Consider the following 13,598-nt stretch of genomic DNA (forward strand, 5'->3'; position numbering starts at 1 on the left):
CTACTCCGCGATCACGATCTTGATCTCGGCGTCCGCCGCGTCGGTCGCGTCGCCCGGGGTGACGAACCAGTGGCTGACCTCGCCGTCGGCCAGGTCGGCGGGGATGTCGCCGGTCGGCACGACCGAGAGGGCGCCCGCGGTGGCGGAGGCCAGGAACTCGAGCATGGCCGCGCGGCCGGAGGGGGCCGTGGTGTACGTGGTCGACTCGTAGTCGATGCCGTACTCCTCGCGGACGTGTTCGGCCTGGGCCAGCGCCTCGGTCTGGGTGACCGCGAGCACGCCGTCTCCGTTCGGCACGATGAAGGCCGGGTGGTCCTCGCCGAGCGGGCGGACCCGGTCCGCGTAGGAGACCGGGTGCGACGGTGCCGCGACCAGGTCGGCCTGCATGCGCGGCTCGGACGGGACCAGCCACTGGATCGGGCTGTCCGGCACCGGGTTCGGCGTGATGCCGAAGGTGGCGCCGGCGGTGGCCATCTCGTCGGCGGACAGGTCGCCGGCGAACAGCAGTGCCGCACCAGCCTTCTGCACCGCCCAGGCCGCGATCGCCGCGTCCAGCGAACGCGGCAGCGCCACCGCGACGATGTCGCCCGGCCCCGCACCACGATCGATGAGCACCCGCGCCAACTGCGAGGAGCGTCGATCCAGTACGTGGTAGGCGATTTCGTCGCCGTCGGCGAGCAGCGCGGGCGCCTCCGGATCCTCCTCGACCACCTCGGCGAGCACCTTGGCGACCGTGTGCGCACCGACCCGGCCCACCGGTTCCGGCGTGGTTGCCGTTGCCGTGATGCCGGATTCGGCGAGCAGGCGAGCCCGCTCACCGGCATCGAGGATGTCGATGTCGCCGACGAGTCCGTCCGGATCGCCGAGCAGCGCCTCCAGCACGCGGATCAACCGCGCGGACATGATCTCCACCTCGTCCGCGCCGAACCGGCTGCCCAGGTACTTCAGCGTCAGCTCGATCGTCGACTCGGCGGTCACCAGCAGCGTCAACGGGTAGTGGGTGGCGTCGTTGACGCCGACACCGGTCACCGACATGCCGTCGATGGAGCTGGCGGCCGAGATGGCCTCCTTGTCCATCGGATACGACTCGAACACCAGCAGCGTGTCGAACAGCGATCCGGTGCCCGCCACCCGCTGGATGTCGGTGAGCCCCACGTAGTGGTGCTCGAGCAGGTCCGCTTGATCGTGCTGCAACCGCTCCAGCAGCTTGCCGATGGTCTGGCGGTCGTCGATGCGCAGCCGCACCGGCAGCGTATTGATGAACAGACCGACCATCGACTCGACACCGGGCAGTTCGGCGGGCCGCCCGGAGACGGTGGCGCCGAACACCACGTCGCCGCGGCCGGTGAGCCGGCCGAGCAGGATGCCCCAGGCCGCCTGCACCAGCGTGTTCACCGTGACGCCCAATTCGGCGGCGTGCTTGGTGAGCTGACGGGTCCGGTCGGCGTCGAGCTCGGTGATCTGCTTGCCGATCTCGTACTGCTCGACCGAACGTGGTTGCGGCGCAAGCAGCGTCGGCTCGGACACGCCGTCCAGCGCGGTCGCCCACGCCCGCAGCGAGGCCTCGCGGTCACGCCCGGCCAGCCAGCCGAGGAAGTTGCGGTACGAGGCCACCCGCGGCAGCGCGGACGCATCGCCACGAACCGCGTAGAGCACCAGCAGATCCCGCATCAGCAACGGCATCGACCAGCCGTCCAAGAGGATGTGGTGCGTGGTAATCGCCAAGTGCCACTGACTCTCCGCGCTGCGGAACAAGGTGAACCGCAGCAGCGGCGGCACCGCCATGTCGAAGTGCGTCGCCTGGTCGGCCGCGACCTGCCTGCGCAGTTCCGCGGTCCGCTGCTCGGCGGGCAGTTCGGTGAGATCCACCTCGCGCCACGGCGCTTCGATGCGATCCAGCACGACCTGCACGGCCTGCCCGTCGGAGTCGGTGACGAACGCGGTGCGCAGGTTCGGGTAACGATCGATGATGCCCTGCGCCGCCGCGTGCAACCGCTCGACGTCCAGCGCGCCGCCGAGGTCGACCACGGCCTGCATGGTGTACACGTCGACCGTCGCCTGGGTCATCATCGCGTGGAACAGCAGACCGGACTGCAACGGCGAGAGCGGCCACACCTCGGCCAGCGCCGGGTAGTTGCGTTCCCACAGTTCGATATCGGTCTGGCCGACCCGCACCAGCGACATGTCGGACGGGGTGAAGCCACCCGCGTCCGGTCGGCGCGCGTGTGTGGCCAGCGCGGTGAGCGCGGCGACCCAGTGGTCGGCGAACTCCTGCACCTGTTCCCTGGTCAGCAACCCGGTCGGGAAGGCGAACGCGGCACCGAGTTCCGGTCCGTGCGCGCCGTCGGTGACGATCGCGTTGATGTCGATCGTCGCGTTGGCGGGCATGTCGAGATCCATGTCGCCGTCGAGCTGACCGAGGTCCGACACCGGCACCCAGCCGATCTCGGCGAGCTGCTCCGGGATTTCCCCGGCCGACATCCGGCCCAGATAGTTGAAGCTGATCTGGCCCGCGGCGCCGAGCCGCTGCCCGGTCGCCTGGTTCAGGTAGCGCAGCAGGCCGTAGCCGAGGCCCTTGTCCGGCACCCCGAGCAGCTGCTCCTTGATCGACTTCACGATCTCGCCGAGCGCGGCGCCACCGGCGAAGGCGTCGGACAGGTCGGCATCGCCGAGGTCGAGCCGGACCGGGTAAGCCGTGGTGAACCAGCCGACCGTGCGCGAAAGATCCGCGCCCGGAACGACTTCCTCTTCACGACCGTGGCCCTCGAGCTTGACGAGTGCCGCCGAGCCCGCGCCGCGCCAGCGGGCGACCGCCATGGCCAGCGCGGACAGCAGCCCGTCGTTCACGCCGCCGCGGTAGAGGCCGGGGATCGCGGTGAGCACCGCGTCGGTGACCTCGGCGGGCAGCGTGACCTCGACCCGCTCGACCGTGGCGAAGGTATCGACCGCAGGGTCGAACGGCCGCGCACCGATCAACGGATCCGGCGTCGTCGAAACCTGCTGCCAGAAGGGCAGTTCCGCGACCCGCGCGGGCGAGGACGCGGCCTCCACCAGGCTGTGCGCCCAGCGCCGCATCGAGGTGCCGTTGGCGGGCAGCGCGACCTGCTGACCGGCGGCCAGCTGCGACCACGCCACCGCGAAGTCCGGAATCAGGATGCGCCAGGACACGCCGTCGACCACGAAGTGATGGGCGACGATGAGCAGCACGTCGCGCCGCTCGCCCTCGAAGGCGAACCAGATGAACTGCGCCATCACCGCATTCGCCGGATCCAACCGGCCGAGCGCGGCATCGAACGCAGCGCTGCCGACCCGCTTCAGCTCAGCGTCGTCGACGTCGGCGGCGAGATCGACCCGATGCACCATGGCATCCACGTCGACCGCGCCGGGCGCCAGCGCCTCGAACGCCCACTGATCGTCGGTGCGGCGCAACTGGGTCCGCAACACGTCGTGGTGGTCGAACACCGCCGCGATGGTCCCGACGAGCGTCGTCCGGTCGATGCCGTCCGGCAGGCGCAGCGCCATCGTCTGCGAGAAGCGGTCGTAGGACGAGCCACTCGCGAGGATCTGCGTCATGATCGGCGTCAGCGGGATCTCGCCGACTCCGCCGCCGGGCAGCTCCTCCAGCTTCACCTGCTCCGATCCCGCACCGAGGGTGGCGATTTCGGCGAGCGAGGCCACGCTGCGCCGCTCGAACACGTCGCGCGGGGAGAACACCACGCCGCGGGCCTTGGCCCGCGAGACCAGCTGGATGGACAGGATGCTGTCGCCGCCGAGCGCGAAGAACGAGTCGTCCAGGCCGATCTGCTCGACCCCGAGCACCTCGGCGAACACCTCGGCGATGACCGCCTCGACCTCGCTGGCCGGTGCCCGGAACTCGCGCGGCGCGAGCACCGGCTCGGGCAGCGCCTTGCGATCGAGCTTGCCGACCGGGGTCAGCGGGATCTCGTCGAGCACCATGATCGCCGAGGGCACCATGTGCGGCGGCAGACTGCGCGCGGCGTGCTCGCCGAGCCGGGCCGTATCGATCTCGTGGCCGGGCACCGCGAGCACATAGGACACCAGAATCGTGGCGCCCGCCGCGGTCTGCTTGCCCAGCGTGATCGAGAACTCGACGTCCTCGTGCGCGGCCAGCACGGTGTCGATCTCGCCGAGCTCGATGCGGAAGCCGCGGATCTTCACCTGGAAGTCCGAGCGGCCGACGTAGTCCAGCTCCCAGCGCACCTCCGGCACCGCGGCATTGCCCGCGCGCTCGCCCGGCTCGGCGAACCAGCGCACCACGTCACCGGTGCGGTACATGCGCGCGCCCTCGTTGCTCCACGGGTTGGCGACGAACCGTTCCGCGGTCAGGTCGGGGCGGTTGTGGTAACCACGGGCCACCGCGCCACCGGCGAGGTAGAGCTCACCGGCGACACCCGGCGGCACCGGGTTGAGGCGCGCGTCGAGCACCAGCGCGGACATGCCGCGCACCGGCAGACCGATGGTGACGTGCCGGCCCGGGGTCAGGCTGGCGTAGGACGAGATGATCGTCGTCTCGGTCGGGCCGTAGGCGTTGAAGTACTTCCGGCCCGGGTACCACTTGGCCAGCAGCTCCGGCGTGGTGACATCGCCACCGACGGAGACGACTTCGAGCGCGTCCAGGTCCGCCGGGTCCACCGTGCCGAGCACGGCGGGGGTGATGATCGTGTGCGTCACCCGCTCGGTGCGCAGCAGCTCCGCCAGATCCGGGCCACCGATGATGGTCGACGGCACGATCACCAGCGTGGCGCCGGTGTAGGCGGCACACAGCCATTCGAGCACCGACGGGTCGAAACTCGGCGAGCAGATGTGCAGGAAGCGGTGGTGCGCCTCGAGCTGGTACAGGTCGGTGGCGACACCGACCAGGCCACCCATGCCGGCGTGGGTCACGGTGACGCCCTTGGGCATACCCGTCGAACCCGACGTGTAGATGACGTACACGGGGTGCCGCATCGCCAGCGAGGAGATGCGGTCCGCGTCGGTCACCGACTCCGGCGACTTGGCCGCGATCTGCTCGTCCAGCGCGGCATCGTCGAGCCGCAGCCATTCGACGTCGCGCGGCAGCCGATCCACGTACTCGCTCGCGGTGATACCGATGACCGCGCCGGAGTCGTTGATCATGTGCCGCATGCGGTCTTCGGGGTAGGTCGGGTCGACCGGCACGTGCGCGCCGCCCGCCTTCGCCACCGCCCAGAACGCCGCGACCATCTCGTAGGAACGCGGGAACGACAGCGCCACAATGCGTTCCGGACCGACACCGCGGTCGATCAGCACCCGCGCCAGCCGCGACGAGTACTCGTCGAGCTCGCGGTAGGTGATCGAACGACCCAGGTAGCGGACCGCGATCTGGTCCGGGTTCAGCTGCGCGCCGCGCTGCAGCAGATCCGGCAGCAGCCCGGTGGCCATCACGTCTTCGCCGTGCACGTGCGTCAGCAGGTCGTACTCGGCCTCGTCCAGCAGCGGCAGATCGCCGATCGGCGTCTCGCGGTCGCCGGCGATCGCGTCGAGCAGCCTGGTGAAGCGCTGCGCGAAGACCTCGACGGTCGCGTCGTCGAACAGGTCACGGGCGAAGGAGAACTCGGCGTACATGCCCGCGCTGTCCGCGGCCGGCGCCTCCCGGATCGTCAGCGACAGATCGAACTTCGCGGTGTCGACGTCGAAATCGACCGCGCCCACATGCAATCCGGGCAGTTCGAAGCTGGTCTCCGGCAGGTTCTCGAACGACAGCGCCACCTGGAACAGCGGGTGCCGCGCGGTCGAGCGCTCCGGGTTGAGCAGCTCGACCAGTCGCTCGAACGGCAGGTCGGCATGCGCGAACGCCTGCAGGTCCGCGTCCTTCGTCCTGGCGAGCAACTGCCCGAAGTTGAGGTCGCCCTCCACGTGTGAACGCAGCACCAGCGTATTGACGAACATGCCGATCACGTCGTCGAGCTCGGCCTCGCCACGACCGGCCACCGGCGTACCGATGGCGATGTCGTCGGTGCCCGACATGCGCGCCAGGAACAGCGCGAGCGCGGCGTGTACCAGCATGAACATCGTCGCGTTCTGCTCGCGCGCGACCTCGGTGAGCCGTCGGTGCAGTTCGCCGCCGATCGGGAACACCACGCGGCCACCGGCGAACGACTGGGTCGTCGGCCTGGTCCGGTCGGCGGGCAGGTTGAGCTCGTCGGGCAGCCCGGCCAGCGTGCTGCGCCAGTACTCGGCCTGCTGCGAGATCAGGCTCTCCGGATCGGTCTCCGAGCCGAGCACATCGCGCTGCCACAGGCTGAAGTCGGCGTACTGCACCGGCAGCGGCGCCCAGCCCGGCGGCACGCCGGCCGAGCGGGCCGCGTAGGCCAGCATCACATCGCGGGTCAGCGGGCCCATCGACCAGCCGTCGGCGCTGATGTGGTGCACGACGAACACCAGCACGTATTCACCGTCGTGGATCCGGAACAGCTTGGCCCGCAACGGAATCTCGGCGGTGACATCGAACCCGGCGGTGATCACATCGATGATCCGCTGCTGAATGTCTTCGACGGCAACGTTTTCCGGCGTCAGATCCGGCACCGACTGCTCGGCGGGCATGATCACCTGGTTGGCCGCGCGACCCTGCTCCGGATACACCGTGCGCAGCGTCTCGTGCCTGGCGATGACGTCGCCGACGGCCGCTTGCAGCGCGGCGACGTCGAGCTCGCCGGTGAGCCGCACCGCGACCGGGATGTTGTTGACCGCGGAGGCGGTGTCGAACTGGTTCAGGAACCACATGCGCTGCTGTGCCAGCGACAGCGGAATCTGTTCCGGACGCTGACCCGCCACGAGGGCGCGGCGGCCACCGGCACCGGCGTGCTGCTCGACCTTGACGGCCAGACCGGACACGGTGGACGCCTCGAACAGCGCGCGCACCGGCACCCGAGCGTCGAGCGCGGCACCGATGCGTGCGGCGACCTGGGTGGCCAGCAGCGAGTTACCGCCGAGGCCGAAGAAGTCGTCATCGGCACCGACCCGCTCGACACCGAGCACCTCGGAGTACACCGACGCCACAATCTCTTCGATCGGCGTGGACGGGGCACGGAAGACCTGAGCCTCGAACTCGGGCTCGGGCAGTGCTTTCCGATCCAGCTTGCCGTTCACATTGAGCGGCAACGCATCCAGCACCACGAACGCCGACGGCACCATGTACGACGGCAAACCATCGATGAGCGCCGACTTCACCTGCGCCACATCGACATCACCGTCGGACGGCACCAAGTAGGCAACCAGGCGATCACCGGTCTTGGGATCGGACTTGGCGACCACCGCAGTCTGCGCGATCTCCGGCAATGCCAGCAGCGCCGCCTCGATCTCACCCAACTCGATGCGGAAACCACGGATCTTCACCTGGAAGTCGGTGCGGCCCCGGTACTCCAGCTCACCGGAGGCATTCCACGCCACCAGGTCACCGGTCCGGTACATCCGCTCACCGACCTGGAACGGGTTGGCCACGAACCGATCCGACGTCAGATCCGCACGACCGAAGTAACCCCGCGCGAGCTGCGCACCAGCGAGATACAGCTCACCCGCGACACCGTCCGGCACCGGCCGCAGCCGCGAATCCAGCACGTAGACCTGGCTGTTCCACTCGGGCAGGCCGATGGACACCGAGGTCTCGTCCGCCCTGGTCACCCGATGGCTGGTGATGGACACCGCGGCCTCGGTCGGGCCGTACAAGTTGAACAGCTCGGTGCGGGAGTGCTCCCGCACGAACCGCTGCGCCAGCGCGCCCGGCAGCGCCTCACCGATCGCCAGCACCCGCCACAGCGAGTTGGGGAAATCGCCTGCGGTGAGCGCGTCGAGCATGGACGGCACGACATGGAGCGTGGTGACCCACTCACGGGCCATCAACTCGTTCAAGTACGCCGGATCCTGATGACCATCAGGCGAGGCGATGACCAGTCGGCCACCGCACACCGCCGCCGACCAGAACTCCCACACCGAAAGGTCGAACGTCGCAGCCGTCTTCAGCAGAATCGCATCCGCCGCATCCAACCCGAACTCAGTCACCTTCCACTGCAACTGATTCGCGATCGCACCATGCGAAACCGCCACACCCTTAGGACGACCCGTCGAACCCGACGTAAAGATCACGTACGCGGTATTCGCCGGACGCAACGGCGCAACCCGATCGGCATCGGTGATCGGCGCCTTGTCCACCTCGTCCAGATCCAGCTCATCGATCCGCACCAAAGGCGCGACATCGGTGGCGAACTCGGCGTCGGCATTGGTCAGCACACACACCGGTGCTGCGGTCTCGAGGATGTAGCTCGTGCGCTCCGCAGCCTGCGCGGGATCCACCGGCACATACGCACCACCGGACTTCGCGACGGCGTACATCGCCACGATCAGATCCACCGAGCGCCGGAACGCCAGCGCCACCCGCGACTCCGGGCCGACACCGATCGAGATCAGATGCCGCGCAAGGCGATTCACCCGAGCGTCGAGATCGGCGTAGGTGATCGACGCACCGTCCGCGGTGACCAGCGCGACTTCCTTCGGACCGGCGGCCACCGAGGCATCGAGCAGCGATACCAGCGTCGCCGCCGAATCCACCGGGTAGTCGGTCGCGTTGCGGCCGCTCACCAGCTGGCTGCGCTCCGCGGCCTCGAGCAGTTCGATGTCGCCCACCGCGGTGCGCGGCGCGGCGACGATCTCGCCGAGCAGGCGCGCGAACCGATCGACGAAGCCCTGCACCGTATCCCGATCGAACATGTCGGTCGCGTAGGTGAAGAAGCCGGTGATGCCCTCGGGATCGCCGGAGTCGCCGTAGCGGTCGGTCGCGATCAGGTGCAGATCGAACTGGGACAGCGCGGTGTCGATGTCGAGCCCGGACACCGTGAGCCCCGGCAGTTCCAGCCCGGCCTGCGCCAGGTTCTGGAACGACAGACCCACCTGGAACAGCGGATGCCGCGCGGTGGAGCGGACCGGGTTGAGCACCTCGACGAGCCGCTCGAACGGCACATCGGCATTGGCGAAGGCCTGGATGTCGATCTCGCGCTGCCTGGCAAGCAGTTCGGTGAACGGCTCCCCGGCGTCGACCCTGGTGCGGAACACCAGCGTATTGACGAACATGCCGATCAGGTCGTCCAGGGCGGCCTCGCCACGGCCCGCCATCGGCGTGCCGATCGCGATGTCGCCGGTGCCGGACAGGCGGGCCAGCAGCACCGCGAGCGCGGTGTGCACGACCATGAACAGCGTCGCGCCCTCGGCCCGGGCCAGCTCGATCAACGCCTGATGCGTCGCGGCGTCGACGTGCAGCTCGACCTTGCCGCCGGCGAAGGACTGCACCGCGGGGCGCGGCCGATCCGACGGCAGATCCAGCTGATCCGGCAGGTCCGCCAGCGCCTGGCGCCAGTAGGCGACCTGCTTGGCCGCCAGCGACTCCTGATCGTCCTCGCTGCCGAGCAGCTCACGCTGCCAGATGCTGTAGTCGGCGTACTGCACCTCGAGCGGCGCCCAGTTCGGGGCCTCGCCCGCCGACCGCGCGGCGTAGGCGATCATCAGGTCGCGGGTCAGCGGGCCGACCGACGAACCGTCGCCGGAGATGTGGTGCACGACCATGGCCAGGACGTATTCCACGTCCGGGGCCGGAGCGGAATCGGTTTGCTCCCCGGCGATCTGGAACAGCGCGACCTTCATCGGCACCTCGGTGGTGACGTCGAACATCGTCGAAGTCAGTGCCACCACGGCGGATTCGATCTGCGCGGGGGCGACCACACGCACTTCCAAACGCGGCACGGCCTGCGCGGGCGGCAGAATCACCTGCACCGGACCGCTGTCGGTCTGCGGGTAGATGGTGCGCAGGATCTCGTGCCTGCTCACCAAATCCGCGATCGCGGCCCGCAGTGCGGCGACATCGAGCGCGCCGGTGAGCCGCACCGCGATCGGCACGTTGTACGCCGCCGACTGGGTGTCGAACCGGTTCAGGAACCACATGCGCTGCTGCGCGAGCGACAGCGGAATGTGTTCCGGGCGTGGGCCTGCCGTCAGCGCCTTGCGGCCACCGGCGTCGGCATGCTGCTCGACCCGGACCGCCAGCGCGGCGACGGTCGAGGCCTCGAACATCAACCGGACCGGCACCCGTGTGTTCAGCGCCTCGCCGAGGCGGGCGGCGACCTGGGTGGCCAGCAGCGAGTTACCGCCCCAGGCGAAGAAGTCGTCGTCCAGGCCGAGCCGCTTGGACTCCGCCCCTTCCCGATCCGAGATGCGCAGCACGTCGGCGAAGGTGTTCGCCACGATCTGCTCGATCGGCGTCACCGGCGCGCGGAACACCGCCTTCTCGAAGGTGGGCGCGGGCAACGCCTTCCGGTCCAGCTTGCCGTTGGCGTTCAGCGGCAGCACGGGCAGCTCGACGAGCACCGACGGCACCATGTACGACGGCAGCTCCGCGGCGAGCGCGGACTGCAACCCGCGCTTGTCGAGCTGACCCGCCCGCGGCACGACGTAGGCGACGAGCCGGTCACCGATGTTCGGATCGGTGTGCGCGAGCACGGCGGCCGCGGTGATCGCGGGCTGGCGCAGCAGCGCGGCCTCGATCTCACCGAGCTCGATGCGGAAGCCACGGATCTTCACCTGGAAGTCGGTGCGGCCGCGGTAGTCCAGCTCACCGGCGGCGTTCCACGCCACCAGGTCGCCGGTGCGGTACATGCGCTCGCCGGGCGCGCCGAACGGGTCGGCGACGAACCGGTCGGCGGTCAGCTCGGGCTTGCCGAAGTAGCCGCGCGCCAATTGCGCACCGGCCAGGTACAACTCGCCGGAGACGCCGGCCGGAACCGGACGCAGCCTGGTGTCGAGCACGTAGACGCGGCTGTTCCATTCCGGCGCGCCGATCGACACCGAGACCTGATCGGCGTCGGTGACCAGGTGGCTGGTGATCGACACCGCGGCCTCGGTGGGGCCGTACAGGTTGAACAGCTCAGCGGCGTTGTCGCGCCGGAACCGCTGTGCGGTCGATGCGGGCAGCGCCTCACCGATGGCGAGCACCCGGCGCAACGACGGCGTCAGGCGGCCCGCGGCCTCGGTGAGCAGTGAGTCGAGCATCGACGGCACCACATGCAGGGCGGTGACGCCGGTGCCGCGCATCAGCTCGTTGAGGTAGGCCGGATCGCGGTGACCGTCGGCCGCCGAGATGACCAGGCGGCCACCGGACGCGGCGGCGGTCCAGAATTCCCACACCGACAGGTCGAACGTCGCCGCGGTCTTCAGCAGGATCGCGTCGTCCGCGCCGAGGCCGAAGGTCGCGATCTCCCACTGCAACTGGTTGACGATCGCCGCGTGCGGAACCGCGACGCCCTTGGGCTGGCCGGTCGAGCCGGACGTGAAGATCACGTAGGCGGTGTGCGCCGGAGTCAGCGCGGCGCGGCGCTCGTCGCCGGTCACCGGACCGGCCGCGAACGTGCTCAGGTCGAGTGCGTCGAGCTGGACGACTTCGGTGGTGGCGGTACGGAATCCGTCGCGACCGGTGGTCAGCACACAGACCGGTGCCGCGGTGGCGAGGATGTAGTCGGTCCGCTCGGCGGGCTGGTCCGGATCGATGGGCACATACGCCGCACCGGATTTCGCGACCGCGTACATGGCGACGACCAGATCGGTGGACCGACGGATGGCCAGCGCCACCCGATCCTCCGGGCCGATGCCGCGCTGGATCAGGTAGCGGGCCAGGCGGTTCACCCGACGATCCAGCTCGGCGTAAGTGACCTGCTGCTGACCGGTCGGATCGTCCGCGACAAGCGCGATCGCCTCCGGTGCCGCCGCGACGGAGGCGTCCAGCAGCGACACCAGCGTCGCGGTCGGATCGACCTCGTGCGCGGTGTCGTTCCAGGTGCCCAGGATGCGGGTGTGCTCGTCGGCTGCGAGCAGGTCGATCTCGCCGACCGGCAGGGTGGCGTCGGCGACCACCGCGTCGAGCACCCGCACGAAGCGGTCCGCGAAGCCCTGGACCGTGTCCTCGTCGAATAGATCGATGGCGTAACCGAATTCGGTGATGATCTCGGCGGGCGTGCCGTCCTCGGCGTACCGGTCGGAGAGCGTGACGTGCAGGTCGGTCTTGGCCAGCTGCGAGTCGAAGTTGACCGCGCTCACCGAGAGGCCGGGCAGTTCGAAGGGGGTCTCGGCCAGGGTCTGGAACGAAAGACCCACCTGGAACAGCGGATTGCGCGCGGTGGAACGCACCGGGTTGAGCACCTCGACGAGCCGCTCGAACGGCACGTCCGCGTTGGCGAACGCCTCGAGGTCGCGCTCCTTGACGTCGGCGAGCAGATCGGCGAACCGGTCGCCCGGCTGCACCCGGGTGCGGAACACCAGGGTGTTGACGAACATGCCGATCAGGTCGTCGAGTTCGCGTTCACCGCGGCCCGCGATCGGGGTGCCGACCGCGATGTCGTCGGTGCCGGACAGGCGCGAGAGCAGCACAGCCAGCGCGGCGTGCACCACCATGAAGAGCGACGCGTTGTTGGCGCGGGCCAGCTCGTGCAGGCGGGCGTGCCGCTCCGGGGAGATCTCGAAGCGAATCGCCTTGCCGTGGAACGACTGCGCGGGCGGGCGCGGCCGGTCGGCGGGCAGCTCCAGCTGGTCGGGCAGCCCGGCCAGTGCGGTCTGCCAGTAGCCGACCTGCTGGGCGGCCAGGGATTCCGGATCGTCCTCCGAACCGAGCACCGAACGCTGCCAGAGCGCGTAATCGGCGTACTGCACCGGCAGCGGAAGCCACTGCGGCACTTCGCCTTGCGCGCGGGCCACGTACGCGGCCATCACGTCGCGGGCCAGCGGGCCCATCGACGAACCGTCCGCCGCCACGTGGTGCACGGTGAACGCGAGCACGTGCTCGTCCGGCGCGATCCGGAACAGCGCCACCGCCAGCGGCACCTCGACGGTGACGTCGAAGGTGGTCATCGCGAACGCGATCACCGCGTTGAGCAGCTCGTCCTCGGTGACGTCGACCGGGGTGAGCGCGGCCGCCGACTCGGCCGCCGGGCGGATCACCTGGTGCGGCCCCTCCGCGGAGCGCGGGTAGGTGGTGCGCAGCACCTCGTGCCGGGCGAACACGTCGCCGATCGCCTGCTCCAGCGCGGCGACATCGAGGGTGCCCGACAACCGCACCGCGAGCGGGATGTTGTCGACCGCCGAAGTAGCCGTGTCGAACTGGTTGAGGAACCAGTAGCGCTGCTGCGCCGGCGAGAGCGGGATCCGGTCCGGACGCTCCCCGGTCTCCAGCTTGGGCCGGTGCCTGCCGGAGCCCGCGTTGCGCTCGACCCGGGTGGCCAGCGCGAACACCGTGGACGCCTCGAACAGGTCGCGGACCGCCAGTTGGGTGTCCAGCGCGGCGCCGAGCCGCGCGGTCACCTGGGTGGCCAGCAGCGAGTTGCCGCCGAGTTCGAAGAAGTCGTCGTCCAGGCCGACCCTGGCGACGCCGAGCACGTCGCCGAAGGTGCCCGCGACGATCTCCTCGATCGGCGTGGACGGGGCCCGGAACACCTTGGCCTCGAACACCGGCGCGGGCAGCGCCTTGCGGTCCAGCTTGCCGGAGGCGTTGAGCGGGAACTCGTCCAGCACCACGAAGGCCGAGGGCACCA

1 protein-coding gene (only partly in view) is annotated in these 13,598 nt (G+C 69.7%); it reads right to left on the reverse strand.

Features of this window, described 5'->3' with window-relative positions; translation table 11 throughout:
* Window positions 1-13,598, reverse strand: partial view of a non-ribosomal peptide synthetase gene (locus DBO33_RS38490; protein ID WP_107659411.1) — the 3' end only. Its footprint extends 29,995 nt past the window's final position; only the last 13,598 of its 43,593 coding nucleotides appear in the window; its start codon lies beyond the right edge, outside the window — the gene reads right to left on this strand; the stop codon is at window positions 1-3.

The organism is Nocardia suismassiliense, from assembly GCF_900269665.1.
In the GTDB taxonomy this organism is placed as follows: domain Bacteria; phylum Actinomycetota; class Actinomycetes; order Mycobacteriales; family Mycobacteriaceae; genus Nocardia; species Nocardia suismassiliense.